The organism is Sphingobium sp. FW305-3-2-15-F-TSA7 (assembly GCF_058787155.1).
In genome coordinates this window covers 31,995-57,800 of record NZ_JBYSZM010000013.1, presented here as the reverse complement: position 1 = coordinate 57,800, position 25,806 = coordinate 31,995, and the positions used below count along the sequence as shown (strand labels likewise).

Sequence of the window (25,806 nt, the reverse complement as noted above, 5' to 3'; positions counted from 1 at the left end):
TTGCGTAAAAATGCCCGGCCCCGGGGTCATGCCCCGGGGCCGGGAGCGTATTGCCGTCTACGCTTTCAGTCGTCGACCCGGGTCACCACGCCCGCGCCGACGGTCTTCCCGCCTTCACGGATGGCGAAGCGCACGCCCGGCTCGATTCCGACCGGCTTGTTCAGCATGAAGCCGATCTCGGCCTGGCCGCCCGGCGACACCGAAGCGCCGCCGTCGATTTCGACCACACCGGTCACATCGGTCACGCCGAAGAAGAATTGCGGGCGGTATCCGCTCGCAAACGGCGTGTGACGGCCGCCTTCCTCGCCGGTCAGGACGAAGATCTGCGCCCTGCCGGTGCTGCGTGCCTTGATCGCGCCGGGTGCGCTCAGCACCTGACCGCGCTCGACATCGTCGCGCTTGAGGCCGCGGAGCAGCAGCCCCACATTCATGCCGGCCCGTGCCTCCGGAATATCCTTCCGAAAGGCCTGGGTGCCGGTCACGATCACCTCTGCGCCACCATTGTCGAGACCGACGATCTCCACGCCGTCGCCGACCTTGAGCGTGCCGCGCTCGACCCGGCCCGACACGACCGTGCCGCGGCCGGGAATGGTGTGCACGCCTTCGATCGGCATCAGGAACGGGCCGTCAAAATCGCGGACCGGGTCCGGGATATGCGTGTCCAGTGCCTGCACCAGTTCGACGATCGCAGCCGCGTCGGGGCCGTCGGTTTCGCCGCGCTCCACCGCCTCGGTCGCGCGCAGGGCGCTGCCGAAGATGAACGGCGAGTCCCGATAGCCTTGCGAAGCCAGCAACTCGCTGGTTTCGAGCTGGATCAGCGCCATCATATCGTCGCGGTCGCCCGCATCGATCATGTCCATCTTGTTCACGAACACGACGATGTGGCGGACATTCACCTGCCGCGCGAGCAGGATATGCTCGATAGTCTGCTTCGCGGCACCCTTGGTGGCGTCGACCAGCAGGATCGCCCCGTCCATCTGCGAGGCACCGGTGATCATGTTCTTCACATAATCGGCGTGCCCCGGGCAGTCGATGTGCGCGTAATGGCGGCTCTCCGATTCATATTCGACATGGCTGGTGTTGATGGTGATGCCGCGTGCCTTCTCTTCGGGGGCCTTGTCGATCTGGTCGAACGACAGGGCCTTTCCGCCGAGCCGCGCCGCCTGAACCCGCGTGATCGCGGAGGTCAGCGTGGTCTTGCCGTGATCGACATGGCCGATCGTGCCGACATTCACATGGATCTTGTTATTCATCGTCTTCACTCACGTTAAGGCGCCGTTCGAACCCGGTTGGCCAGACCGGGCCGAACGGCCATTGGCATTGGCGCGCCAATTCGGTGATGGGGCACCGCCGAACGGCGCCCCGAAAAGCAAAAGGCCCGCCGGGCGGAACCCGGCGAGCCTTGGAAACTCGGTGCCCGGATGTCCGTCAGCGGACCCGGGCGGAAATTGCCCGGAAAATCAGGTTTCAAAATGCCATGCGGCATCGGCGCGCAGCCGCGTGGCGCGCGCGTTCAGGGCAGCATTGGTCATCGGCAAAAGCGTCATCGCCCTGCTCCTTCGCAAGTTCAGCGCAAGCAAAGCATGCGCACAATAAAAACCCTGGAGGGCGGTGGCCATCCAGGGTCTTGCAACGCGTGGGGAGGCCGACGCCTCCCGAAAACAAGAGACGGGTCAGATCAGGATGGATTCTAGCGAGTCTACGCCGGCTGTCGCCGTCGCATCGATCGCTGCCATGTTGAATTCTACGCCCGTCACGAGTCTTTCCTTCGAATAGTGGCGCAGCCGCTATCATCGGTCAGGCGTAATTGCAAGTTTGCGCGCGGACGGGGTCGGATGCTGACGACATTGCTGCCCTCCATTCCCGCTCAGGGCGCGCTTCACGTCATTTTATCGATGGAGCGATTCGAGGGGGATGCTGATCCGGGCCTCCAGGCCATGGGGTTGCCACTGCTTCTCGATCGCGCCCTTGAGTTGCGTCACCACGCTGAGCTGGACAAGGCGCGATCCGAAGCCGTTCAGCTCGGGTGTTTGTTCGATCGGCGGGCCGCCATTTTCCTGCCAGTGGATCGCGCATTGCGTGTCGTTCGTCGCAATCTCGATCCGGATGCTGCCGTCCGGCGTGGATAGGCCGCCATATTTCGCGGCATTGGTCGCCAACTCGTGGAACAGCAGGGCGAGCGGCGTCGCCGCGCGGTCGTCGATATCGGTGTCGTCTCCGGCGATCACGATCCGTCCCTCCCGCCCGCCATAGGGCGCGAAGAGCTGGCCGAGCATGCCGTGAAGGCTGGCCTGGCCGAGATCCGAGCGCGACGCTTCGCTGTGCGGCCGCACGAAATCATGCGCCCGGCCAAGCGCGATCACGCGGTTGCGCAGATCGTCGGCAAGCGGCTTGATCTCCGGCCGATTGCGCGCGGACAGCGCGATCAGCCCGGCAATGACCGCGAAGATATTCTTGATCCGGTGGCTCAGCTCATGCGCGACGAGTTCGCGTTCCTCCAGCGTCTTCTTGTGGTCATGGATATCGGTGCAGGTGCCGAACCAGCGCGTGATCCGCCCGCTCGCGTCGCGCATCGCGATCGCCCGGCCCAGCGTCCAGCGATATTCGCCGCTGCGATGGCGCAGCCGATATTCGATCTCATAGGGTTCGCCGGTGGCGAGCGAATGGCGCCAGCGCTCCCACGCGCGCGCCTGATCGTCGGGATGGAACATGTCGTTCCAGGATTCGCCGTCGGTCGATCCCTCCGGCATGCCGGTGAAGTCGTACCAGCGCTTGTTGTAATAATCGTGATAGCCGTCGGGCAGGGTGGACCAGACCATCTGCGGCATGGTGTCGGCGAGGATGCGGAATTTCTCGACGCTTTCGGCGAGAATGGCGTCATAGCGCTCCAGCGCGCGAAGATGGCGGCGCGCCTCCAGCAGGTTCATGACCTGTGCGGCGAGGACGGTCAGGCCCTGTGCCTGAAGCGGCGTCAGGCCGGCACGCGGTACGCGATCGATCACGCAGAGCGATCCGAGCGGCACGCCTTCGGGCGAGGTCAGCGGCGCGCCGGCATAGAAGCGGATATGCGGATCGCCCGTGACGAGCGCATTCGCCGCGAAACGCGGATCCTCGGCCGCATCGGGAATGATCATGATCCCGGGGCCGAGCATGGCGTGTTTGCAGAAGGACATTTCCCGCGATGTCTGATCGGCTTCGAGACCGGCCTTTGCCTTGAACCATTGCCGATCGCCTTCGACCAGGCTGATCAGGGCGATCGGGGTCTCGCACAATGCGCCGGCAAAACGGACGATATCGTCGAACGCCGCTTCGGGCGCCGTATCCAGAACGTCATATTCGACGAACAGGGCGTCGCGATGGGCTTCGTTGAAGTCGGCGATGATTCCGCCTTTCGAAAATTGCGGCCAGGACGCTCGGATGACACAACCGCCGATCCATCACAACGGTTCCGCCGCACAGATGGGATCAGAGGGCCTTGAGATGCGGCGCGAACAGCGCGACCACCGCTTCATACAACGCGCGCTTGAAGGGCACGATCAGTATCGGCAGATCATCCGGATCGGCCCATTTCCAGGCGCGGAATTCGGGATGCTCCGTCGCGATGTCGATATCCGCATCCTCGCCGAGGAAGCGCATGAGGAACCAGGCCTGGCGCTGCCCGCGATACCGGCCTTTCCACACCTTGCCGATCAGGTCGGGGGGTAGATCGTAGAACAGATCCTCAGCCGATCGCGCGATGATCTCGACCAGATCGGGCGCGATACCGGTTTCCTCGCCGACCTCGCGGATTGCCGCCGCTTCTGCATCTTCACCTTCGTCGATCCCACCCTGTGGCATCTGCCAGGCCTCCAGGCTGTTATCGATGCGCTGGCCGACGAACACCTTGCCGTCGCGGTTGAGGAGCATGACGCCTGCACAGGGGCGATAGGGCAGGGACGTGGGGTCGATGATCTGCATGTGATTGCTGTCCATTCTACAGTCTTACTTCCGTCATTCCGGCTTTCGCGAGCAAATGTCGATTGGTCCTGGGCCGATTGGAGAAGCAGGCATTTCTCCAATATCACCCTGGGACGTACAACGGCCATGGCTCCATTTTCAGAAATCGCCGCCGCCGGCGCCGAACTCTGCCGCGTCGATCAACTTGACACTACCCAACCGGCATGATGTGCTGCTGGCAGCCGATGCTTTTGCCCGGCTCGGGGATTTGGGAGGGGACTTCCCATGTGGCTTCGTTGCCTGTCGGTGGTGGGGGCAGCGCTTCTGGCCTTTCCAGCGGTTGCGGAAACGCCCGAGCAGCTTGACCGGCTGGTTGTTGCGACCCCGGCTGCCGGCCTTGCATTGGCCAGGCAGGAGGCACAGGCGGGTAATCTGCTTCCTGCATTGTCGATCATAGAAAGCGTGCTGTTCGCGAAACCCAAAAACAAGGAGGCGCGGCTGATGCATGCGACTCTCTTGTGCCGGCTCGATGACCTGGCAGGCGCGGCAGTCCATATCGCCCAGCTGAAAAGGAAGGATTATCCGCGAGCCGACTGGCAGGAGATGATGACGATCTGCGGCGCGAAGAATTCAGACTGAGCATGGGATCACTTCCTCGCCCGGCAAAATTGGCTCTGACTGTTGCAGTATCGCTCGCAAGTTTCGGCGGCATGGTGCACGCGCAATCGGCAACGGACGCCATAGGCATCGCATCGGCAATCCTGGGCGATGTTCGCTACACCAACAATCGTGTGACAAAAGCTGCGAAGATGGTGCTGCGTCAGCGTGTCCTGCTGGGTGATCTGGTCCAGACCGGCAAGGGCAGCCAGCTGCAAATGCTCTTGCTGGACCGGGCCACCTTTTCGATCGGCGCCAATGCCCGCATCCGGATAGATCGTTTCGTGTACGATCCGGCACGCGGGCGCAGCATAGGCGCAACCGTGGCCAAAGGGGCTTTCCGATTCATGTCGGGCCGGCCCAATGCAGGCGCCAACGGCGCCAGCAGCATCAGTTCGCCTGTTGCGACAATTGGCATCCGGGGAACAATCGTCGAAGGCGTGGTTGGAAAGGCCGCCTTGCAGATTGCTGCCGATGAGGTGCCGAACTTCAAGGCCTTGTCCAGCGATGCTGCAAACGCGACGCTGGTTGTGTTGCGCGGCCCGGGTGTGCACAGCGAGGGCGGCCTGACGCCCGGCTTTGTGAGCGTTTCGTCCTCTGCGGGCAGCGTCGATCTGACCCAGCCGATGCAGGCAAGCTATGTCCCGCGCGCGGGCGCGATGCCGATCGGGCCTTTCGTCATCTCGCCCAAGGGGCTGGTCAAGGTCGAACGGGAAATATTCCCCGCGAAATACAAAGAGAGCGGTCTCTGGAAAGGGTTGCTGGCTGCCGGCGCGCTTGTGGCCGTTCCGGCCCTGCTGGGCCGCGATCGCACCAACTGCCCGCCGCATTCGCCGCAGGACAATCGGAAAACACCTACTTGCTAGCCGCCTGAGCAACACCGTCCCAGCCGGCGCCTGGCGGGTTGGATGACAGGATTTCGATACGTTGCCGATAAATCATGTATAACCGGCGCAAGCCGAAGTGCTCGGCCTGTGCCTTGAGCGCCGACAAGCTGTTCCCGGCCACCGCCCATTGCTGCGCGCGATAGGCCGTGAGCATTGCGCAGTGTTCAACGGCAAAATCCCGGAAAGCCGAATTTTGAGCCAAAAGCTCATCGCCCAGCAAGGCGAATACCCGGACGGGCCGATCGCGCCCGACCACGCGCACCAGATCCAGTTCGATCAGCGCGAAGCCCGGCAGATGTTCGGCAAGATCTTCGCCCAGTGCAATGGTGACGCCATATTCCTTCGTCAGCCCCTCGATCCGTGAGGCCAGATTGACCGCATCGCCCAGCAGCGAATAGCTCAGCCGCTGCGACGATCCCATATTGCCGACACAACAGGCGCCCGAATTCAGGCCGATGCCGATCTTCAGGTCATCAGGCCAGCGCGCGCCCTCGATAGCGGGCGCCCGCATGTTGAGCGCCTGCAATCCTTCAATCATCGACAGGGCTGCGCGCGCGGCATTCACATGATGCTCGGGATCGTCGAGCGGTGCATTCCAGAACGCCAGAATTGCGTCGCCCATGAACTTGTCGACGGTCGCTTTCCGCGCGAGCAGCAAATCGCACATCGGCGTCAGGAAAGCGATCAGCAAGGCAATGATCTGGCGCGGTCCCAATCCCTCCGAAATACGCGTAAAACCGCGTATATCGCAAAACAGGACGGTCATATCGCGCTCTTCGCCACCCAGTTCCAGCTTGTCGGGATCCTCGGCAATCCGGCGGACCATCTCCGGGGACAGATAGCGGTCGAAGGCGCTGTGGATATAGGCCCGGCGGCGCTCTTCCCGATAGAAAATGATAGCCGTCTGGACGACATATACGGCGGCGGTGACCAGCATGGGCCATGTCGGATCGAACAAATAGCCTTGGCGGGTAAACAGCAGCCAACTCGCGGCCATCGTGGCGCCGGCAGCCACGAACGCGATGGCCGCTCCCAGAACTGATCCCAAAGCCGGCAGGAAGAACGCCAAACTCACGCCCAGCAGGAGGATGAGTGACCGTTCCGCTCCCGTCGCCCAGTCCGGGCGCTGGAGGAACTGGCCCAGAATAATCTGCTCTATCGCCTGAGCATGGACGGCGACGCCCAATTCTCTCTCTCTCACCGGCGTGGAGACCAGGTCGCGCAGGCCGGCGGCCCCCGTTCCGACGAGTATGATGCGGCCTTGCAATTCGTTTCGCAGTGCATCGCCCGACAGGTCGCCGGAGATCAAACGCCAGGCGGGAATGCTCGCGACGGCATCGTTCGGCCCGGTAAAATGCATCCATAAGCTGCCTGATGCCGTCGTCGGCGCTTCAAATTCGCCCACCTTGATTGCCGTCACCTGTCCGGCCGCACGGCCCGCTTCGCCGCTCGCGTCACTTGTTCGCACCTGGATCGATTCCGCCCCCTGTGCGACGCGCAAAGCCTCGAGCGTCAGTGACGGCACCAGGCCCTTTTTCGAGTTCGCGACCAGCGGTATCTGGCGGACGACGCCGTCGCTGTCGGCGGCCAGGCTGACGAAGCCCGCGCCGCGAGCGGCGGCCATCAACGCGGGAAGGGGTTCGGTGGCGCGTCGAAAATATGGCACGGCCTTGTCCGGCGGCGTTCCCGCAATCGCAAAGCCTGCCTTTGGCTCGCTGATACCGCCATCGCGATCGTTGAGCAGGAAATATCCTGCGACCACCGGCGTGCGCGCAAAGCTGTGCGCCAGTTGCGCGTCATGGTCGGGCAATGCGTCAATTGCCTCGGCGAGGACCCGGCTGCTGCCCGCATCGCGCATTTGCCTGGCGATGAGATGCGGCGATGTCCGGTCCGGCTCCGAGAATACGATATCATATACGATGGCGGACGCGCCGGCATCGGCAATGACGTCGTTCAACCGGGCCAGATCGGATCGCGGCCAGGGCCATTGGCCCAGGCGGCGGATGGATTCCTCGTCGATGTCCACGATCCGGACCGGCGCGTCCTGCCGTTCGCGCGGCGCCGCCTTCTGGAAGCTGTCGAACAGGAGCATTCCGGCACGCTCAACGGCAGGAACGCCAATGAAATTGAGTGCGAGGGCAAGCGCCGTGACGACGAGTCCGGCCAAAACCGGCCAGCCGCTGCGCCGCAACGACATGTGCCATCGCATCAGCACATTTGGCGCCCGTCCCAAACCATCCTGCTCCTGACCCGTCTCTTTACCTGTTGTCGGTCGACAACAGGGCAAGCCCGTTCAGGCTAGAGCCTGATCGCTTGAGGTGGAAGCGCTTCGCGCTTCCGCCGATGGCGTGAAACGCAGTTCGGCGAAGCCAATCAGGCTCTATTCAGATGGTTGAGACCAAGATTGGCTTCGCCGAACTGCGTTTCACACTTCAGATTGATCCAATCTGAAGTGATCTTGGTCTAGTCCAGCTTCGCATATGAAGTCGATAGGATGGAGGCCGCTCAGGGTGACACGCCCGGAGATACATCAGTTTTGCCTGTACCAACGGCAATCCGATCTCACCCCGCCGCCTGCGCCATGACCCGGTTTGCTTCCGCCTCGACGACGATGTCCTTGAGCACCGCAAGTGCGCCGGCGATGTCGCCTCTGGTCGAAGGGATGACCTTGGCCAGGTTGACGAAGCCATGGATGTTGCCGACGGCTTCGCGGAAAGTGACGGGCACGCCCGCCGCGGCAAGCGCGCCGGCATAGGCGCGGCCCTGATCGCGCAGTGGATCGAGGCTGGCGGTGAGCACCAGCGTCGGCGGCATGCCGGCCTGGCTGTGGAGCAGCGGATCGGTGCGGGCATGGCCGGCGGTTGCGGCATAGGCGTTGGTGAACCAGGCCATGCTGTCCCTGGTCAGCAGGAAGCCGTCACCGAACTGCGCGAACGACTCGTATTTGGCGACTTCGTCCACGACGGGATAGATCGGGAATTGGGCGATCACCGGAATTGCCGCGGGCGCGTCGCGCAGTGCCATCGCGGTGACGATGGTGAGATTGCCGCCCGCGCTGTCGCCGGCAAGGATCAGGCCGGTCGCGACCCGGCCCAGTTCGCCCGGATTTCCCGCCACCCAGCGCGCCGCCGCTTCGCAATCATCGGGGGCGGCCGGCCAGGGATTCTCGGGCGCCAGCCGATAATCGACCGCGATCACGGGGATATCGAGCAATCGGGCGGCTTCCGCGCAAAAGGGTTCATGCGTGTGGAGATCGCCGATCACGAAGCCGCCGCCGTGGAAATAGACCAGCGCCGGCCCCGGTTCGCGGCTGGCGCGCGCGTCGAACAGGCGCGCGGGAATCGGGCCGGCGGGGCCGGGAATCGACAGGTCGCGGATCAGCGCGAGGTCTCCGACGGGCGCGTCGGTGACGTCGCGCATCGCCCGCGTCATTTCGCGCGCGGTCTCGGGCGGCAGTTCATGGGTCTTGGGACCGGGAACATTGTTGAGGAAATCGAGGAATGCGCGGGTGTCCGGGCGGACAAAGGGAGTGTCTGAAGCTGCGGACAACGCGATTCTCCTTTGCTCATTGGCCGCAGGGGCGGCGCGCCCTAGTTAGGCACAGTGCTTCATGTCGTCCATCACCCCGATTATATGACCCCCGCGCCGCCCGGCAGCCTGTTTCCATGGGACAAATACGGGCTGGTGATGGATGCCATCGTCGAAAGCGGCGTCGCGCATCGCATCCATCTGCCCGAACCGATGCCGCTTTCGCAGATCGCCGCGGTGCATGATCCGGACTATGTGGCCGAGGTTGTCGAACTGCGGGTGCCCGCCGCGAAGGCGCGACGGATCGGCTTTCCGGTGACCGAGCGGGTGGCGCGGCGCGCGCAGATGACGCCCGGCGGAACCTGGCAGGCGGCCAGGCTTGCGCTGACACATGGCTATGCCGCCAATGCCGCGGGGGGCAGCCATCATGCGCTCCACGATACCGGGGCCGGCTATTGCGTGTTCAATGATCTGGCGATCGCCGCCAACCGGCTGGTCGCCGAGGGTGACGCGCAGCGCATCCTGATCGTCGACTGTGATGTGCATCAGGGTGACGGCACGGCGTCACTTCTGGCAGGACGCCCTGAATTCGCGACATTTTCCGTTCATGCCGAGAAGAATTTCCCGGTGCGGAAGGCGCGTTCGACGGTCGATGTCGGGCTGGCGGACGGAACCGGCGACGATGCCTATCTCGAGGCGCTGGCGCGGTATCTGCCGCCGCTGGTCGCGGATTTCGCGCCCGACCTGATCCTCTATCAGGCGGGCGTCGATCCGCATGCCGAGGATCGGCTGGGGCGGCTCGCGCTCAGCGACGCGGGGCTGGCGGCGCGCGATCGTTTCGTGGCGGAACAGGCGCAACGCCGCGCCATTCCGGTCGCCAGCGCATTGGGTGGCGGCTATGGCACCGACCGGATGGCGATCGCCCGCCGGCATGCCGCGACGATGGTCGCGATGGCCGGAATTCTGTCGACTTCGTGACGTCGGACCCCCGGCTTCGCCTCCCGCGAAGCCCTGATTGCCCGCGCCGCCATTATTTCTACTTTGCGACAATGCGGTGAGGGGCCTAGAACGGTCGACGAAGCTCAATAAGAATAAGCAGGACGTTCGTAGATATGGCATCCGCCGCACATGAGGTGACCCCGCGTGAGGCCGCCTCCCATCCAGTCCCCGAAGCCGTCGTTGTACGTTTCGCGGGAGATAGCGGAGACGGGATGCAGCTGACCGGCGGTCAGTTCACGCTCTCCACCGCGCTTGCGGGCAACGATCTTGCCACTTTCCCGGATTTCCCCGCCGAGATCCGCGCGCCGCAGGGCACGTTGTTCGGCGTTTCCGCCTTTCAGATCAATTTCGGATCGACCGAGGTCGATACGGCGGGCGATGCGCCCGACGTGCTGATCGCGATGAACCCGGCCGCGCTCAAGACCAATGTCGGTGCGCTCAAGGAGGGCGGGCTGATCATCGCCGATGAAGGCGAGTTCGGTGCGCGCAATCTGGCCAAGGCCGCCTATGAGGCAAACCCGCTCGACGATGGTTCGCTGGCGCGCTGGCAATTGATGAAGCTCAATATCTCGCAGCTCACCCTGGAAGCCGTGAAGCCCTTCGGGCTCGGCAACAAGGAGGCGCTGCGCTGCAAGAACATGTGGACGCTGGGGCTGGCGCTGTGGATGTTCGGGCGCGATCGCAAGCCCATCGTAGACTGGCTCAACACCAAATTCGCCAAGGCGCCGACATTGGCGGAAGCGAACGTCGCCGCTCTGAATGCCGGTCATGCCTATGGCGAGACCGCCGAGCTTTCCGGGCCGATGCAGCAGCATTTCATTGCGCCTGCTCCCGTCGCACCCGGGCTTTACCGTACCGTGACGGGCGCGGAATCGATCTCGCTGGGGCTGGTCGCCGGCACGCAGCTCGCCGGACTGCCGATGTTCTTCGGTGGCTATCCGATCACGCCGGCCTCGGCGATCCTCCATCATCTGTCGCGGCTCAAGGAATATGACGTCACGACTTTCCAGGCGGAGGACGAGATCGCGGCGATCGCAAGTGCGATCGGTGCATCCTATGCCGGATCGCTCGGCGTCACGTCGTCGTCTGGGCCGGGCATTGCGCTCAAGGGTGAGGCGATCGGGCTCGCGATCATGACCGAGTTGCCGCTGGTGATCGTCAATTCGCAGCGCGGCGGTCCGTCGACGGGCCTGCCGACCAAGACCGAGCAGTCGGACCTGTACCAGGCGGTCTATGGCCGCAACGGCGATGCGCCGATGCCCGTGATCGCCGCGCGCAGCCCGGCCGACGCGTTCGATTGCGCGATCGAGGCGGTGCGGCTGGCCACGCAGTTCATGACGCCGGTGATGCTGCTGACCGACGGCTATATCGCCAATGCGGCCGAACCGTGGAAAGTGCCCGATATGAGCGGCTATGCGCCGTTCCCCGTCGCTTTCCAGGATGAAGCGCCCGACGGCAAGCTGCTGCCCTATAGCCGCGACGAGAAGCTCAAGCGCCCGTGGATCAAGCCGGGTACACCGGGAATGATGCATCGCATCGGCGGCATCGAGAAGCAGGTGGATACTGGCCATATCAATTACGAGGCCGCCAACCACCAGACGATGACCGATATCCGGCAGGACAAGGTGCTGGGCATCGCCGACCATATTCCCGAGCAGGAGGTCACGCTGGGCGAGACCAGCGGCAGGCTTGCCATTGTCGGCTGGGGGTCGACCTTTGGCCCGATCCATCAGGCGGTGCGGCGCATGCGCGCCCGCGGCCATGACGTGCATCATATCCATATTCGTCATATCTGGCCGTTGCCGCGTAATCTTGGTGATCTTCTAAAGAGTTATGACAAGATTCTTGTGCCGGAAATGAACACGGGGCAGCTCAAGACGGTGTTGCGCGATCAATATCTGGTCGATGCCCGGCCGCTCAACAAAGTGTCCGGCCAACCGTTCCGCATCGCCGAAATCGAAGCGGCAATCGAAAGTGCGCTCGGCTGAGCCAGCCGACAGAGGATCTGCCATGAACGAGATGACCAAACTCACCATCAAGGATTTCGAGACCGACCAGGAGGTGCGCTGGTGCCCGGGTTGCGGCGATTACGCGATCCTGAAGGCGGTGCAGCGGACGATGCCCGAACTGGGCGTCAGGCCGGAGAATACGGTGTTCATCTCGGGCATCGGCTGCTCGAGCCGCTTTCCCTATTATATGGAGACCTATGGCTTCCACACGATCCACGGACGCGCGCCGGCGATCGCGACGGGGGTGAAGCTCGCCAATCCGGAACTCGACGTCTGGATCATCACCGGTGACGGGGACGCGCTCTCGATCGGCGGCAACCACACCATGCATCTGCTGCGCCGCAACCTCGACTGCCAGATTCTGCTTTTCAACAACGAGATCTATGGCCTTACAAAAGGCCAATATTCTCCGACGAGCCGCATCGGCACACGCAGCCCGTCAACGCCCTTTGGCTCGGTGGATCGTCCGGCGAGCCCCTGCGGCTTCGCGATCGGATCGGGCGCGCGGTTCGTGGCGCGGGCGATCGACACGCACAAGAACCTGCCTCAGGTGCTGAAAGCGGCGCATGCGCACACGGGCGCCAGCTTCGTCGAGATCTTCCAGAATTGCATCGTCTATAATGACGACGTCTTCGCCGCATTCACCGACAAGGCCAACGCGCCGGCCAACCAGATCTGGCTGACGCAGGGCGAACCGATGCTGTTCTCGGGCGGCACCAAGGGGCTGACGCTCGATCGCGAGGCGCTGCGGCTGAGCGTGGTCGACGTCGTCGATGGCGACTGGCAGGCGGCCGGGGTGATCGTCCACGACCAGACCAACAAGGGGCTGGCGCAGATGCTGGTCGAGATGACCGTCGAGCACGGCTTCCCCGTGGCATTGGGCGTGATCTACGATCATCCGCGGCCGACCTTCGAGCGCGCCGTCGCCGCGCAGAATGCCGAAGCCGCAAAGGGCAAGGTGGCCGACCTGCAGAAACTGGTCAGCAAGGGCCAGACCTGGCAGGTGGAGAAGGAACCGCACGTCATCTGACGTGCTCGGCGGTCAATCCCCGGTCTTCGCGTCCTTTTTCCGATCGTTCCGGCTCGCCATCAGATAGAGGATCGGTGAAATCCCGGCGATCACGCCCATGACTGTGCCGATGATCCGGCCGCGTTCCGCCGCGGCGTCGGGCGTGTTGCCGGGCATGCCCGCGATGTACAGATAGAATCCGGCGAGCAGCAGTTCGATCAGCACGACAGCGGCGATCGTGCGTGTGCGGTACGACATCCCATTTCCCCCAATGAAACCGCTTCGCTTTTAACATCGTTACGGTTTCGGGTCGATCGAACGAGGAGGAGGGCACGTGACGAGCATCGTCTGGTTCAGGCAGGATCTCCGGCTCTCGGATCAGGCGGCCTTGTCCGCCGCCGCCGCGGACGGGGCGGTGATTCCTGTCTATGTGCTCGACGATGTCGGTCCGGGCGATTGGCGGATGGGCGGTGCGCAGCGCTGGTGGCTCCATCACAGTCTCAAGGCGCTCGATCGCAGCCTGCGCGATATCGGGCTGCGGCTGATCCTGCGTCGCGGCGATGCGGCGACGGAGATCGCGCGCGTCGCGCAGGAAGCCGGCGCCGACCGGGTGCACGCGATACGGCATTACGAGCCATGGTGGATCGCGGCGCAGGCCACGCTCTCGGACAGGCTCGATGTTAGCCTTCATGACGGCAATCAGCTGGCGCCGCCCGACAGCATCGCGACCGGAACAGGCGGGCGCTACAAGGTCTTTTCCGCCTTCTGGAAGGCGCTTGGCGAGCGTATGCCGCCGCCCGCGCCGCAACCGGCGCCCGGGACTGTCGAGGGCCCCGGCATATGGCCGGATAGCGACTCGCTGGAGACGTGGAAGCTATTGCCGGCGGGTCCCAACTGGGCCGGCGGCTTTATGGATTGGTCGCCCGGTGAGGATGGCGCGAACAAGGCCTTGGATGGCTTCATCGACGAGGCGGGCGATTATCTGCAAAGGCGCGATCTGCCGGCGGTCGAGGGGACGTCACGGCTGTCGCCGCACCTCCATTTCGGTGAAATCTCTCCGGCCACCGTCTGGCACCGCCTGGCGCGCCGTGCCGGATTCCTGCGCGAACTTGCCTGGCGCGACTTCTCCGCCGGCGTGATCGCAGCGAGCCCCGACTATGCCGAACGCAATGGCCGGCAGGCCTTCGATCGCCTGCAATGGCGGACGGGGAAGGGCGCTGACGCCGATTTCGCGGCCTGGGCGCGGGGACGCACCGGCTATCCGATCGTCGATGCGGGGATGCGCCAGCTCTGGACGACGGGCTGGATGCACAATCGGGTGCGGATGATCGCGGCCTCCTTCCTGGTCAAGCACCTGCTGATCGATTGGCGGCGGGGTGAGCGCTGGTTCTGGGATACGCTGGTCGACGCCGATTTCGGCAACAATGCGGTCAACTGGCAATGGGTGGCGGGGACGGGCACCGATTCCAACATGTTCGGCCGGATCATGGCGCCGCTCGTCCAGTCCGGGAAATTCGATGCGGGCGACTATATCCGGGAATGGGTGCCCGAGCTGCGCGGACTGGACGACGATGCGATCCATGACCCCGAATCGGCCCGGACGCTTCCGGCGGATTATCCGGCAAAGATCGTCGGCCATCGCGAGGGGCGGGAGCGCGCCCTGGCCGCGGCCGCGAAGATACGCGGCTGAAGGGCGCGATATGCTGGGCGATTGAATTGCCCCTTCATCGCGGTAAAGTTGCGACCAATGGATGGGGCGCAGCAATGGGATGGCGGCAATGCCGCGACGACGGTCGCGAGCCGTCTGGCCGCGCCTCTCTACCATCGCATGCTCGATCGGATCGACCAGGGACTGGAAGCCGGTACGATTGAAGTCTCGCTGCCCGACGGCAGCTACAGGCATCTGGGTGGTCGGGCGCCGGGGCCTGTGGCGGTCGTCGAGCTGAAACGCTGGACGGCGCTGCTGCGGCTGGTGCGTTCGGGATCCGTCGGCTGGTATGAGGCGTGGCAGCGCGGCGAATGGGCCAGCCCCGATCCGGTTCCGCTGTTCGATCTGTTCATGCGCAATCGCGTACCGCTTGGCGAAGTCGGGCGCGCGCAGGGACTGTCCCGGTTCGCGAAACGGATCGGCCATATGCTGCGGCGCAATCATCGCCGCGGTGCGCGCCGCAACATCGAATTTCACTATGATCTCGGCAATGATTTCTATAGCTTGTGGCTCGATTCTACGATGACCTATTCGAGCGCAATCTTCGCCGAACCGGTCGGCGCGGACGAACCGCTCGAAATCGCGCAGACCCGCAAGATCGAAGCGCTGCTGGGCCGGCTGGATCTGAAGTCGGGGGAGAGGCTGTTCGAGATCGGATCGGGCTGGGGCGGGCTGGCCGAGGTGGCCGCGCGCGATCACGGCCTCGACGTCACCGGCATCACCCTGTCGCCCAGCCAGAAGGCCTTTGCCGATGAGCGGATCGCGGCGGGGGGGCTGACGCGCCATGCACGGTTCGAACTGGTCGACTATCGCGATGCCCGCGGCCAGTATGACGGGCTGGCCAGCGTCGAGATGGTCGAGGCGGTGGGGCGTGAATATTGGAGCGACTATCTTGCGGCGATCCATCGGCTGCTGAAGCCCGGTGGACGTGCGGCGATCCAGTATATCATGATCGCCGACGAGATTTTCGATGCCTATGCCGCCAGCGTCGATTTCATCCAGCGCTACGTCTTTCCCGGCGGGCTGCTGCTGTCGGAGCGCGTCTTCCGGGGCCTTGCCGAACGGACGGGCTTTGAATGGCGCGATCGCAGCGGTTTCGGCCTGCATTATGCCGAGACGCTCCGTCGCTGGCGCGAACGGTTCGATGCGGTCGTCGAGTCCGGTCGACTTCCGGGTAAATTCGACAGTAATTTCATAGGATTGTGGCGATATTATCTGATGTATTGTGAGGGTGGATTCCGCGGAGGCGGGATCGACGTGGCCCAAGTGACGCTGATCAAGGCGCAATAACGCACGAGGGGGCGGTATGAAGATTTGCTTCGGCCTGATCCTGCCGGTGGCTTTGCTTGCCGGAACCGCCCTGCGCGCCGATGCACCGGTGCAGGTGACCGCGGAGAATGCCGGGCGATTGCGGCAGGCGGGTGCGGAAATCCTGTTCTGGAGCCAGGCCGAACGTGACGATCGTTTTCCGCATATGGAAAAGCTGTTCCCCGGCGATGTCGCGCGGCATTCGGACAGACCCTATCCCTTGCCAAACGGCAAGCCGCTCGATCTGGGTCCTGGCGATCCCGCCGGCGCCTATATGGCGGCGAACAATGTCGCGGGACTGATCGTCGTCCAGGACGGCAAGGTGCGGCTGGAGCGCTATGCGCGCGGCTATTCGGGTGCCGGCCGCTACACCAGCTTTTCGGTCGCCAAGTCGCTCACCTCCACGCTTGTCGGCGCCGCGGTGCAGGACGGCCATATCAAGTCGATCGAAGATCCGGTGACGCGCTACATCCCGGAACTGGCCGGGAGCGGCTATGACGGCGTCACCGTGCGCCAGATATTGACGATGACATCGGGCGTACGCTGGAACGAGGATTATACCGATCCCAATTCCGATGTCGCTTCGATGTACAAGGTGCCCCCCGGACCGGGCGAGGATGCGACGGTGGCCTATCTGCGCACCTTGCCGCGCGAGGCCGCGCCGGGCAGCAAATGGGTCTACAAGACGGGCGAGACCAACCTGATCGGCGTGCTCGTCACCAGGGCGACGGGAAAGACGCTCGCCCGATATGCCGAAGAGAAGATCTGGAAACCCTTCGGCATGGAACGCGACCTGTTCTGGATGATCGATGCGGGCGGCCAGGATATCGGCGGTTGCTGTATCTCGGTCTCGTTGCGCGACTATGCGCGGATCGGCCAGTTCGTGCTGGGCGACGGCATGGCGGGCGGCAAGCGTGTCGTGCCCGGGGGCTGGTTCGCTGCTGCAACGCGCGCGCAGGCGGATACCGGCCGGCCCGGATCGGGCTATGGCTATCAATGGTGGACCAATGAGGACGGCAGTTTCCAGGCGCAGGGGATTTTCGGCCAGCTCATCTACATGGACCCGGCGCGCAAGCTGGTGGTCGCGATGTCGAGCGCCTGGCCCAAGGCGACCGATCTGACGCTCGGCGCCGCGCGGATGGCGTTCGTCCGGACTGTCGCGGCAGCGGCAGCCAGATAGCGGATATCAGCCCCGGTGGCGGGACAGGATCAGGTCGAGCACGGCCTGATTGAGCAGGTTGGCGAAGGCGCAGCCGATCGTCGCCCCTCTGCTCCAGACCACTTCCGCCTGCTGACTGCCGAGTCCCGGAAGGGTCAGCCAGCAAAGCGTGCCCGGACGAAGGCCGTTGAACGTCTCGCAGGCGAAGCCCGAGATCGAGAGATTGTTCACGATGACCGGGACGGCGCTCGATCCCGATGGGCGCAACATCGACGGAATCCTGATTTTGACCCGCGGTGCGCAGCGATCTTCCTGCGCGGCCAATGCATATGGACCGACAGGGTTGGAATTCGAGATCATCGCAAGCCTCCCCCTTGCTTGACAGATCGGGGAGGATCGCACGCGGGCCCTGTGATCAGATTGAGAAAGTCAGTTAATTCTTTCCCACAATCCGGTCTCGAAATCCTCGTCCGCAAGCGCTGCGATCCGTTGCGCGACGACCTCCGGCGACTTGACCGTCGTGGGATCCTCACCTGGAAAGGCTTGGGCGCGCATCGCAGTTGCGGTGGCGCCCGGATCGATGATCGCGACGCGAATCGGCGACAGGTTCTTCACTTCCTCGGCGTAGGCGGTGACCAGCGTGTCCAATGCCGCCTTGGACGCACCATAGGCGCCCCAGAAGGCGCGCGGGGTGCGGCCGACGCTCGACGTGACCGCGATCACGCGGCCCGCCGTGCTGCGCTTGAGCAGCGGATCGAAATTGGCGAGCAGGGCCTGCGACGCGAGCAGGTTGAGCGTCAGCAGCTTGTTGAATTCCTTGGCATCGATCGTCGTCACCGGGCCGAGCGAGCCGAGCATGGCGGCATTGATGACCAGCATGTCGAGCGCATTCCAGCGGCCCGAGATCGCGGTAGCCAGCCGCGCGATGCTGTCGCCGTCGGTCAGGTCGAGCGGTGCGATGGTGGCATTGCCGCCCGCGGCGTGGATGCGTTCCTCCACGGCTTCCAGCGCGTCGGCGGTGCGCGCGGTCAGCACGACATGCGCGCCGCGCGCGGCCAGAGCCTCTGCGGTCGCGGCGCCGATGCCGCGGCTGGCACCGGTGACCAGAGCGAGCTTTCCGGTGAGATCGGACATATCGTCATCCATAATCGTCATGCTTAACTCGTTTCAGCATCCATGGCCGTCACGAGCATCGAGCGGGTGGAGAATTGGACCCTGAAACAAGTTCGGGGTGACGGCGCAAGCGCCGTCAGTTGACCCGTTCGGCGAGCAGCGAGAACTGATCCTCGGGCGCGAGATCGTCCTGGTCGGTCAGCGTCGTGGGATAGTCGCCGGTGAAGCAGGCGTCGCAATATTGCGGCCCGATATCGGCGCGCTGCGCCTCACCCAATGCGCGATAGAGACCGTCGATCGAGACGAAGGCCAGGCTGTCGGCATGGATGAAGTCGGTCATTCCCGGCACGTCGAGCTGGGCCGCGAGCAGCTTGGCGCGCTCGGGCGTATCGACGCCGTAGAAGCAGCTGTGCCGGGTCGGTGGGCTGGCGATGCGCATATGGATTTCCTTGGCACCGGCATCGCGCATCATCTGGACGATCTTGAGGCTGGTGGTGCCGCGCACGATCGAATCGTCGATCAGCACGACGCGCTGGCCGCTGATCAGCGCGCGATTCGCATTGTGCTTCAGCTTGACGCCGAGATGGCGGACCTTGTCGCCCGGCTGGATGAAGGTGCGGCCGACATAGTGCGAGCGGATGATGCCGAGCTCGAACGGAATGCCCGATTGCTGGGCATAGCCGATCGCGGCGGGAACGCCCGAATCGGGGACGGGGATGACCAGATCGGCATCGACCGGTGCTTCGATCGCGAGCTGCGCGCCGATCGCCTTGCGCACCGAATAGACCGACGAACCGTCGACGATCGAATCGGGCCGCGAGAAATAGACATGCTCGAAGATGCAGGGACGCGCGGCGCGCTTGCCGAAGGGGTGGACCGACTCGATCTCACCGTCGCGTACCAGCACCAACTCGCCCGGCTCGATGCTGCGGATATAGTCGGCGCCGACCACGTCGAGCGCGACGGTTTCCGACGCGAAGATGATCGAGGTGCCCAGCTTGCCCATGACGAGCGGGCGGATGCCCAGCGGATCGCGGCAGGCGATCATGCCCTCCGGCGTCATGCAGATCAGCGAATAGGCGCCTTCGATATGGCGCAGCGCGTCGATGAACTTGTCGAGCAATGTCCGATAGGTCGAAGTCGCGACCAGATGGATGATCACTTCGGTGTCGGAGGTCGACTGGAAGATCGAGCCGCGGCGGACCAGGTCGCGCTTGAGCTTCATCGCGTTCGAGATATTGCCGTTATGCGCCACGGCAAAACCGCCCGAGGCGAGGTCGGCATAGAGCGGCTGGACGTTGCGCAGCGCGGTTTCGCCAGTGGTGGAATAGCGGACATGGCCGCAGGCATTGTGGCCGGGCAGGCCGCGAATCACTTCGTCGCGGTCGAAATTGCCCGCGACATGGCCCATTGCGCGATGAGTGTGGAACTGATCGCCATCGAAACTGGTGATGCCCGCGGCTTCCTGGCCGCGATGCTGGAGCGCGTGGAGACCGAGCGCGGCCATCGCCGACGCGGTCTCGGCACCGGCGATGCCGAATATGCCGCATTCCTCGCGGAGCGTGTCGCCGTCTTCCGGGCCTTCGAAGGGATTCGTTGTGAGCATCGATTCGCCTGCGCGATGAATGGTCGAGCGCATATAGGGTGGCGAACCTGCTTTGTCGCCCTTTCCCGGCATTTTTGCGTGGAGCCGATCTCCAGGGCCGTGCGTTGGTCCGGCGGAGACAAGGATATGGAGAAGAAGCAGGACGCGCCGACGGAGAGCGAAATCCTCATGGAGGCGCTGATTTCTCAGGGTTGCACGGTCGAGGAAGCGCAGCGCATCGTGCGCGCCGGCGAGGTGCGTCGCGTGCGGCGCATGTCCTGGGGTGCCGACAAGGATCAGAAGCCTGTGACGCGGCATTGATGCGATGATCCGAGGATAGGCATGGCAGGCGGCTGGTTTTCGACCTTGCATGCGCTTCGGCTGAAAACCGGCTCCCACTTTTTCGCGCGATGCTCTAAATCGCGGCATGACCAGCGAACGCGAGAGCGGCGAGACGCTCGATCCGAAATTCGACGCAAACGGGCTTGTGACCGCGGTGGTGACCGCGCGTGATGGCGGGCTGTTGATGGTGGCGCATATGAATGCCGAAGCGCTGGCGCTGACCGAGGCGACCGGCGAAGCCCATTTCTGGTCGCGCAGCCGCGGGCGGTTGTGGAAGAAGGGTGAAACCTCCGGCCATGTGCTGCGCGTCGTCGAGATGCGGATCGACTGCGACCAGGATGCGATCTGGATCGTCGCCGATCCCGCAGGGCCGGCCTGCCATACCGGTGAGCCGAGCTGTTTCTATCGCAGGATCGTCGATGGCCGGCTGGAGCGGGTGGATTGAGGGCGGCGCTCGCACTCTGCCTGTTGCTTGCCGGCTGTTCGCCGGACATGCCCGTGAACAACGGCGCCGAGAGCGACCTGGAAAATGCCGCGATCGCCGCGGGGGCGATCCCCGATCCGGGGACCGCGCCACTGGAAGGGCTTTACGAGCGGAGCGGCGACGGCGGGCCGGACCGCGTTTGCCTTTTGCGTGAAACCGGTGAATCCTATCGTATCGGGATCGATGTGCTGTTCGGCGACGAGACCGAATGCCTGGCGCGGGGCCGCGCCGTGCGGGCGGGGGAGCGCGTGACGATCACGCTCGAGGGCAAGGGCGAATGCCGGATCGAAGCACGCTTCGACGGGCGGGAGGTTGCGATGCCCGGATCGCTGCCCGACGGATGCATGCACTATTGCACCAAGCGCGGTTCGCTTGCCGGCTTCGTGCTTGGCCAGTCGAGTGCTTCGCCCGTCGATGCGGCTTCGGTGCTTGGGCGCGACGGCAAGTTGCTATGTGCTTCGCCCACTTGACGTTAACGTGAACGTCAAATACCTTTGGCCGCATGGCTTATGCTTCGACTCATGCAACGCTCGACACGCCGGACGTTCGCGACCGGCACGTCTATAGCATCTCCGACCTGTCCGAAGAATTCGGCGTGACCGCACGCGCGCTGCGCTTCTACGAGGATGAGGGGCTGATCGCGCCGATGCGGCGCGGCACCACGCGCATCTACACCAAGCGCGACCGCGCGCGCCTGGCCTGGATCCTGCGCGCCAAGCGGGTGGGCTTCAGCCTGTCCGAGATCCGGGAGATGATCGATCTCTACGATCTGGGTGACGGGCGCCATGTCCAGCGGCGCGTGACGGTCGAGAAATGCAACGACCGGATCGCGCTGCTCAAGCGGCAACGGCTCGATATCGACGCGCAGATCGACGAATTGACCCGCTTCGTGACGATGGTCGAGAAAGCGGACGCGAAAAGCGAAGCCAGGGCCTGAAAGCAGGCGGACATTTACGGAGAGTTTGGATGCCGATCTATTCAGCGCCGGTGCGCGATACACGTTTCGTCCTGGATTCGGTGATCGGGCTCGATCGCCATGCCAATCTGCCCGGTTTCGAGAATGCCGGCGCGGACATGGTCGAGGCGGTGCTGGGCGAGGGCGCCAAGTTCGTCGAGGATGTGCTGTTTCCGCTCAACCAGTCGGGCGATGCCGAAGGGTGCACGCGCCATGCCGACGGTTCGGTGACGACGCCGGCGGGCTTCAAGGACGCCTATGACCGGTTCGTGGCGGGGGGCTGGACGACGCTGTCGGCGCCCGAGGAGTTTGGCGGCCAGGCGCTGCCGCACGTGATCTCGACCGCGTTCGAGGAATATCTGATCAGCGCCAACATGGCCTTCGCCATGTATAACGGCCTCACCATGGGCGCGGTCTCCGCGATCCTGGTCAAGGGCTCGCCCGAGCAGAAGGCGAAATATCTCCCCAAGATGGTCGCCGGCCAGTGGGGTGGGACGATGAATCTGACCGAGCCGCAATGCGGCACCGATCTGGGCCTGATCCGCACACGCGCCGAGCCGCAGGCAGATGGCAGCTATGCGATCACCGGCACCAAGATCTTCATTTCGTCGGGCGAGCACGACCTGACCGAGAATATCATCCACCTGGTGCTTGCGAAGACGCCCGGCGCGCCGGAGAGCAGCAAGGGCATCAGCCTGTTCATCGTGCCCAAATTCCTGGTCAACGACGATGGCTCGCTCGGCGATCGCAATGCGGTGAGCTGCGGCTCGATCGAGCACAAGATGGGCATCCACGCCAATTCGACCTGCGTGATGAATTATGACGGTGCCACCGGCTGGCTGATCGGCGAGGAGAATAAGGGGCTGGCCGCGATGTTCATCATGATGAACGCGGCGCGGCTGGGCGTCGGCCTGCAGGGCCTGTCGCAGGGCGAGCTCGCCTATCAGAACGCCGTGCAATATGCGCATGACCGGCGCCAGGGCCGCGCGCTGACCGGCCCCGCCGAACCGGGCGAGAAAGCCGACACATTGTTCGTCCATCCCGATGTCCGCCGCATGCTGATGGAGGGCAAGGCGCTGACCGAAGGGCTGCGCGCGCTTTGTCTGTGGGGCGCGCTCCAGGTCGATCTGGCGCACAAGGCCGCGACCGAAGAGGAGCGCCAGGCGGCCGACGACCTGATCTCGCTGCTGACGCCGGTGATCAAGGGCTATGGCACCGACAAGGGTTACGAGATCGCGACGACCAGCCAGCAAGTCTATGGCGGGCATGGCTACATCGCCGAATGGGGCATGGAGCAATATGTCCGCGATGCGCGGATCGCGATGATCTACGAAGGCACCAACGGCGTCCAGGCGATGGATCTGGTCGGCCGCAAGCTGGCGCAGAATGGCGGTCGCGGAATCCAGCTCTTCTTCAAGATCGTGGGCGAGGAAGTCGCGGTCGCGAAGGGCAATGCGAAGCTCGCCGATCTGGCCGGTGCGCTGGAAAAGGCGCTCGGCCAGCTCCAGGCGGCGACGATGTGGCTGATGCAGAACGGCCTGACCAATCCCAACAATGCCGGTGCGGCGGCGGTGCCCTATCTCCATCTGATGGGGATCGTGGCGGTCGGCATGATGTGGCTGCGCATGGCGACGGCGGCGAGCGCCGCGCTCGATGCCGGCAGCGGCGATGCCGCGTTCATGGAGGCGAAGCTGGTCACTGCCCGCTTCTTCGCCGAACGCATCATGCCCGATGCGGGCGCGCTGCGCCGCAAGATCGAGGGCGGCGCGGAAAGCCTGATGGCATTGCCGGTCGAGGCTTTCGCGCGGGGGTGATGATCTATCTTTCTGGTGTCATTCCCGCGAAAGCGGGAATCTAGAGGATGTCGACCATCGAGCTCTATGACTCTGGATTCCCGCTTTCGCGGGAATGACAGGGGGCGGGGCCTAGTTCCCCGCTGGCGCCGTCTTCCCCGTCCGATATTTGTCGAACCATGCCAGGATCGCCGACGCCTTTGCCGCCGCCTGTGACGGGCGCGCGGCGATGCTGCCATGGCCGGCCTCGGGCACCTTCACCAGCGCGGTCGGTACGCCGCGGAGCTGGAGCGCCGAATAATATTGCTCGGCCTCGCTGACCGGCGTGCGATAATCCTGGCTGCCGACGACGACGAGCGTCGGCGTCTTGACATTGCCGACCAGCGACAGCGGTGAGCGGCTCCAATAGCCCTGCGGATCCTCCCAGGGCAGTTTGCCGAACCAGTATTTGGCGAAATAGGGGGTATTGTCCGCGGTCAGCACGAAGCTGGCCCAGTCGATCACCGGCTTCTGCGTCGCCGCGGCCTTGAAACGGTCGGTCTTGCCGACGATCCAGGCCGTCAGCACGCCGCCGCCCGATCCGCCGGTCACGAACAGATTGTCGGGATCGGCGACGCCCGCGGCGATCGCCGCGTCGACGGCGGCGATCAGATCGCCATAGTCATCGGCGGGGTAGCTCTTGTCGATCAGCCGCGCGAATTCCTCGCCATAGGAGGTCGAACCGCGCGGGTTGGTGTAGAGGACTGCATAGCCCGCGGCGGCATAAAGCTGGACGTCGGTCGAGAAAGCCGGGCCATAGGCGCTGTGCGGACCGCCATGGATTTCGAGGATCAGTGGCACACGCTGGCCCGCGACATGGCCGGGCGGAAGCGCCAGCCAGGCGGGCACCGTCCGGCCATCGGGCGCGGTGACCGCGAGCTCGCGGACTTCGGCCAGTGCCTTGCCGCTCAGGAAATCCTCGTTGAGCCGGGTCAGCCTGCGGGTGTTGCCGCCGCTCGCCAGCGATACGTCGGACGGGCGGAGCGCAGTGCCGCTGGTGAAGGCGATCGCGCCACCCTTCGATACGCTGAACTCGCCGCCGCTATAGGGGCGATCGAGGCCGCTGCCGGTCAGGCCCGTCGCGACCGGGCTGATCGTGCCGTCGAGCGCGATGCGTGCGACGCGGTTCGATCCGCGATCGTCATAAAGCGCGTAGATCGATCGATTGTCCGCTGCCCACAGGATCTTGTCGATGCTCCGGTCGAGCCCGGCGGTCAGCGATCGGGCGCCGCTGCCGTCGCGGTTCATCACGTAGAGCTGGGTGTCGCGATAGCTGTAACCCTTGTCGTCGAAGCCGAGATAGGCGATGCGGCTGCCGTCGGGCGAGACCGCCGGATCGCTGTCGGGCCCGTCGCGGCTGGTGAGCGCGCGGATCGCGCCGGTGGCGACGTCGAGCGCCTGGATCTCGCTGTTGACCGGATTGCGCTGCCAGTCGCCGGTGCGAACAGCGCTGAACAGCAAGGTCTTGCCATCTGGCGTCCAGGACAAGGGGCCATTGTCGTGCCAGGGGCCGAAGCTGAGCTGGCGCGGTGCGCCGCCCTCGGCCGACACCAGGAAGATATGGTCGAAGCCGGGCTTCACATAGCCGCCGCCATCCTGGCGATAGACGACCTTGTCGATCACCTCGAGCGGCGGCGCCCAATTGGCGCCTTCGGGCTTGGCGGGGGCCTTGCCGAGTTTCATCCCGTCGTCGGGCACGGTCATCACATAGGCGATGCGACTGCCGTCGGGCGCCCAGGCGATCGCGCTCGGGCTGTCGGGCAGGCCGGTGACGCGCGCCGAAGCGCCGGTTTCCATCCAGCGCACGAACAGCTGGGCGCCGCCGCCTTCGCCGGTCGAAACATAGGCGAGGCGCTTGCCGTCGGGCGACCAGCGCGGCTGGCTGTGCGCGCCGGGGCCGGTGATCAGCGGCGCCTGGGCACCGGTGCGCACATCGATCAGCCAGATGGTCGGCCGTGTGCGATCGGTCATGACATCGTTCGAGCGGCGGACATAGGCGATCCGGGTGCCGTCAGGGCTGATCTGCGGATCGCTGGCTACTTCCAGACCGAAAAGGTCGCTGCCCTGGATGGTCCGGGCGGGGCCGTCGGCGGGCGCCGCAAGCGCCGGGATCTGCGCGGTGGCGAGAAGCAGGGAGAGGCAAAGGGCGCGGCGCAGCATCAGGGGTCTCCGGCAGGACTGTGATGCCGGCAACATGCGGCTTTCCGACGAGAGCGCAAGGGCGGCGCGTGCTGAAATGAATCGGGTCCGGAGGTGAAAACGCTTGTCAGCATCATGTTGCAACTCCTAGTCTGG

The 25,806-nt window shown here is 64.4% G+C and carries 24 protein-coding genes; 13 read left to right on the top strand and 11 right to left on the bottom strand.

The window, feature by feature from the left end:
* Positions 1-65 precede the first annotated feature (65 nt).
* From tuf to AC3WN8_RS12335, 4 genes are all read right to left on the bottom strand, one after another.
* A complete protein-coding gene (gene tuf, locus AC3WN8_RS12350; RefSeq protein WP_492669723.1) occupies positions 66-1,253 on the bottom strand; it encodes an elongation factor Tu in 1,188 nt (395 codons plus the stop codon).
* A 207-nt stretch (positions 1,254-1,460) separates the two neighbouring features.
* A complete protein-coding gene (locus AC3WN8_RS12345) occupies positions 1,461-1,619 on the bottom strand; it encodes a hypothetical protein (RefSeq protein WP_492669722.1) in 159 nt (52 codons plus the stop codon).
* 270 nt (positions 1,620-1,889) lie between these two features.
* Entirely contained in the window at positions 1,890-3,380 is a 1,491-nt protein-coding gene (locus AC3WN8_RS12340) for a PAS domain-containing protein (protein WP_492669818.1), read from the bottom strand.
* A gap of 85 nt (positions 3,381-3,465) precedes the next feature.
* A complete protein-coding gene (locus AC3WN8_RS12335; RefSeq protein ID WP_492669817.1) occupies positions 3,466-3,951 on the bottom strand; it encodes an RNA pyrophosphohydrolase in 486 nt (161 codons plus the stop codon).
* 270 nt (positions 3,952-4,221) lie between these two features.
* On the opposite strand from AC3WN8_RS12335, the gene AC3WN8_RS12330 reads away from it, so the two are divergent.
* The gene (locus tag AC3WN8_RS12330) at positions 4,222-4,575 is read left to right on the top strand and encodes a hypothetical protein (protein ID WP_492669721.1); all 354 of its coding nucleotides are present in this window, start codon (positions 4,222-4,224) and stop codon (positions 4,573-4,575) included.
* A 2-nt stretch (positions 4,576-4,577) separates the two neighbouring features.
* Complete coding sequence (locus AC3WN8_RS12325) at positions 4,578-5,459, top strand: FecR family protein (RefSeq protein WP_492669720.1); 882 nt, start codon at positions 4,578-4,580, stop codon at positions 5,457-5,459.
* On the opposite strand, the gene AC3WN8_RS12320 is transcribed toward AC3WN8_RS12325, so the two are convergent.
* Both AC3WN8_RS12320 and AC3WN8_RS12315 read right to left on the bottom strand, forming a co-directional pair.
* Entirely contained in the window at positions 5,449-7,677 is a 2,229-nt protein-coding gene (locus tag AC3WN8_RS12320; RefSeq protein WP_492669719.1) for a CHASE2 domain-containing protein, read from the bottom strand. The two genes, AC3WN8_RS12325 and AC3WN8_RS12320, sit on opposite strands and share 11 nt — an antisense overlap.
* 365 nt (positions 7,678-8,042) lie before the next feature.
* On the bottom strand, positions 8,043-9,029 hold the full coding sequence (locus AC3WN8_RS12315) for an alpha/beta hydrolase (protein ID WP_492669718.1): 987 nt from the start codon (positions 9,027-9,029) through the stop codon (positions 8,043-8,045).
* 54 nt (positions 9,030-9,083) lie between these two features.
* Here AC3WN8_RS12315 and AC3WN8_RS12310 point away from each other — a divergent pair, with 54 nt between their 5' ends.
* From AC3WN8_RS12310 to AC3WN8_RS12300, 3 genes are all read left to right on the top strand, one after another.
* Complete coding sequence (locus AC3WN8_RS12310; protein ID WP_492669717.1) at positions 9,084-9,986, top strand: histone deacetylase family protein; 903 nt, start codon at positions 9,084-9,086, stop codon at positions 9,984-9,986.
* Between the two features lie 134 nt (positions 9,987-10,120).
* The gene (locus tag AC3WN8_RS12305; protein WP_492669716.1) at positions 10,121-11,995 is read left to right on the top strand and encodes a 2-oxoacid:acceptor oxidoreductase subunit alpha; all 1,875 of its coding nucleotides are present in this window, start codon (positions 10,121-10,123) and stop codon (positions 11,993-11,995) included.
* Between the two features lie 22 nt (positions 11,996-12,017).
* The gene (locus AC3WN8_RS12300) at positions 12,018-13,046 is read left to right on the top strand and encodes a 2-oxoacid:ferredoxin oxidoreductase subunit beta (RefSeq protein ID WP_492669715.1); all 1,029 of its coding nucleotides are present in this window, start codon (positions 12,018-12,020) and stop codon (positions 13,044-13,046) included.
* 12 nt (positions 13,047-13,058) lie between these two features.
* On the opposite strand, the gene AC3WN8_RS12295 is transcribed toward AC3WN8_RS12300, so the two are convergent.
* On the bottom strand, positions 13,059-13,283 hold the full coding sequence (locus AC3WN8_RS12295) for a hypothetical protein (protein ID WP_492669714.1): 225 nt from the start codon (positions 13,281-13,283) through the stop codon (positions 13,059-13,061).
* 76 nt (positions 13,284-13,359) lie between these two features.
* Here AC3WN8_RS12295 and AC3WN8_RS12290 point away from each other — a divergent pair, with 76 nt between their 5' ends.
* From AC3WN8_RS12290 to AC3WN8_RS12280, 3 genes are read left to right on the top strand one after another with little or no spacing between them, the layout of a single operon-like run.
* Entirely contained in the window at positions 13,360-14,715 is a 1,356-nt protein-coding gene (locus tag AC3WN8_RS12290; protein ID WP_492669713.1) for a cryptochrome/photolyase family protein, read from the top strand.
* Positions 14,716-14,772: 57 nt separating this feature from the next.
* Positions 14,773-16,023 (top strand): class I SAM-dependent methyltransferase, encoded by a 1,251-nt coding sequence (locus tag AC3WN8_RS12285; protein ID WP_492669712.1) that lies wholly within the window; start codon positions 14,773-14,775, stop codon positions 16,021-16,023.
* A 16-nt stretch (positions 16,024-16,039) separates the two neighbouring features.
* A complete protein-coding gene (locus AC3WN8_RS12280; RefSeq protein ID WP_492669711.1) occupies positions 16,040-17,221 on the top strand; it encodes a serine hydrolase domain-containing protein in 1,182 nt (393 codons plus the stop codon).
* Between the two features lie 6 nt (positions 17,222-17,227).
* Here the strand turns inward: AC3WN8_RS12280 and AC3WN8_RS12275 are convergent, their stop codons facing one another.
* From AC3WN8_RS12275 to purF, 3 genes are all read right to left on the bottom strand, one after another.
* Entirely contained in the window at positions 17,228-17,560 is a 333-nt protein-coding gene (locus AC3WN8_RS12275) for a PilZ domain-containing protein (RefSeq protein ID WP_492669710.1), read from the bottom strand.
* A 69-nt stretch (positions 17,561-17,629) separates the two neighbouring features.
* Positions 17,630-18,355, bottom strand: coding sequence for an SDR family NAD(P)-dependent oxidoreductase (locus tag AC3WN8_RS12270; protein ID WP_492669709.1), 726 nt, complete (start codon positions 18,353-18,355; stop codon positions 17,630-17,632).
* 94 nt (positions 18,356-18,449) lie between these two features.
* Positions 18,450-19,919, bottom strand: a complete 1,470-nt coding sequence (gene purF / locus AC3WN8_RS12265; protein WP_492669708.1) for an amidophosphoribosyltransferase — start codon at positions 19,917-19,919, stop codon at positions 18,450-18,452.
* A gap of 126 nt (positions 19,920-20,045) precedes the next feature.
* On the opposite strand from purF, the gene AC3WN8_RS12260 reads away from it, so the two are divergent.
* From AC3WN8_RS12260 to AC3WN8_RS12240, 5 genes are all read left to right on the top strand, one after another.
* Positions 20,046-20,219 carry a hypothetical protein gene (locus tag AC3WN8_RS12260; RefSeq protein ID WP_492669707.1) on the top strand — a complete coding sequence of 58 codons (174 nt, stop codon included), beginning with the start codon at positions 20,046-20,048 and terminating at the stop codon, positions 20,217-20,219.
* Positions 20,220-20,325: 106 nt separating this feature from the next.
* On the top strand, positions 20,326-20,685 hold the full coding sequence (hisI, locus tag AC3WN8_RS12255) for a phosphoribosyl-AMP cyclohydrolase (RefSeq protein WP_492669706.1): 360 nt from the start codon (positions 20,326-20,328) through the stop codon (positions 20,683-20,685).
* Positions 20,682-21,194: a hypothetical protein gene (locus AC3WN8_RS12250; RefSeq protein WP_492669705.1), complete on the top strand. Its 513-nt coding sequence runs from the start codon at positions 20,682-20,684 to the stop codon at positions 21,192-21,194. Before hisI ends, AC3WN8_RS12250 begins: the two co-directional genes overlap by 4 nt.
* A gap of 32 nt (positions 21,195-21,226) precedes the next feature.
* Positions 21,227-21,661, top strand: coding sequence for a MerR family transcriptional regulator (locus AC3WN8_RS12245; protein ID WP_492669704.1), 435 nt, complete (start codon positions 21,227-21,229; stop codon positions 21,659-21,661).
* Between the two features lie 29 nt (positions 21,662-21,690).
* Entirely contained in the window at positions 21,691-23,493 is a 1,803-nt protein-coding gene (locus AC3WN8_RS12240) for an acyl-CoA dehydrogenase C-terminal domain-containing protein (protein WP_492669703.1), read from the top strand.
* Between the two features lie 111 nt (positions 23,494-23,604).
* On the opposite strand, the gene AC3WN8_RS12235 is transcribed toward AC3WN8_RS12240, so the two are convergent.
* Positions 23,605-25,671 (bottom strand): prolyl oligopeptidase family serine peptidase, encoded by a 2,067-nt coding sequence (locus AC3WN8_RS12235; protein WP_492669702.1) that lies wholly within the window; start codon positions 25,669-25,671, stop codon positions 23,605-23,607.
* Positions 25,672-25,806: the final 135 nt, after the last annotated feature.

Excerpts from the sequence above, each read along its gene's own strand:
- tuf (WP_492669723.1), bottom strand. The coding sequence starts at position 1,253 with ATGAATAACAAGATCCATGTGAATGTCGGCACGATCGGCCATGTCGAT.
- AC3WN8_RS12345 (WP_492669722.1), bottom strand. The coding sequence starts at position 1,619 with ATGGCCACCGCCCTCCAGGGTTTTTATTGTGCGCATGCTTTGCTTGCG.
- AC3WN8_RS12330 (WP_492669721.1), top strand. The coding sequence starts at position 4,222 with ATGTGGCTTCGTTGCCTGTCGGTGGTGGGGGCAGCGCTTCTGGCCTTT.
- AC3WN8_RS12325 (WP_492669720.1), top strand. The coding sequence starts at position 4,578 with ATGGGATCACTTCCTCGCCCGGCAAAATTGGCTCTGACTGTTGCAGTA.
- AC3WN8_RS12320 (WP_492669719.1), bottom strand. The coding sequence starts at position 7,677 with ATGTCGTTGCGGCGCAGCGGCTGGCCGGTTTTGGCCGGACTCGTCGTC.
- AC3WN8_RS12305 (WP_492669716.1), top strand. The coding sequence starts at position 10,121 with ATGGCATCCGCCGCACATGAGGTGACCCCGCGTGAGGCCGCCTCCCAT.
- AC3WN8_RS12300 (WP_492669715.1), top strand. The coding sequence starts at position 12,018 with ATGAACGAGATGACCAAACTCACCATCAAGGATTTCGAGACCGACCAG.
- AC3WN8_RS12295 (WP_492669714.1), bottom strand. The coding sequence starts at position 13,283 with ATGTCGTACCGCACACGCACGATCGCCGCTGTCGTGCTGATCGAACTG.
- AC3WN8_RS12285 (WP_492669712.1), top strand. The coding sequence starts at position 14,773 with ATGGATGGGGCGCAGCAATGGGATGGCGGCAATGCCGCGACGACGGTC.
- AC3WN8_RS12280 (WP_492669711.1), top strand. The coding sequence starts at position 16,040 with ATGAAGATTTGCTTCGGCCTGATCCTGCCGGTGGCTTTGCTTGCCGGA.
- AC3WN8_RS12275 (WP_492669710.1), bottom strand. The coding sequence starts at position 17,560 with ATGATCTCGAATTCCAACCCTGTCGGTCCATATGCATTGGCCGCGCAG.
- AC3WN8_RS12270 (WP_492669709.1), bottom strand. The coding sequence starts at position 18,355 with ATGACGATTATGGATGACGATATGTCCGATCTCACCGGAAAGCTCGCT.
- purF (WP_492669708.1), bottom strand. The coding sequence starts at position 19,919 with ATGCTCACAACGAATCCCTTCGAAGGCCCGGAAGACGGCGACACGCTC.
- AC3WN8_RS12260 (WP_492669707.1), top strand. The coding sequence starts at position 20,046 with ATGGAGAAGAAGCAGGACGCGCCGACGGAGAGCGAAATCCTCATGGAG.
- hisI (WP_492669706.1), top strand. The coding sequence starts at position 20,326 with ATGACCAGCGAACGCGAGAGCGGCGAGACGCTCGATCCGAAATTCGAC.
- AC3WN8_RS12245 (WP_492669704.1), top strand. The coding sequence starts at position 21,227 with ATGGCTTATGCTTCGACTCATGCAACGCTCGACACGCCGGACGTTCGC.
- AC3WN8_RS12240 (WP_492669703.1), top strand. The coding sequence starts at position 21,691 with ATGCCGATCTATTCAGCGCCGGTGCGCGATACACGTTTCGTCCTGGAT.
- AC3WN8_RS12235 (WP_492669702.1), bottom strand. The coding sequence starts at position 25,671 with ATGCTGCGCCGCGCCCTTTGCCTCTCCCTGCTTCTCGCCACCGCGCAG.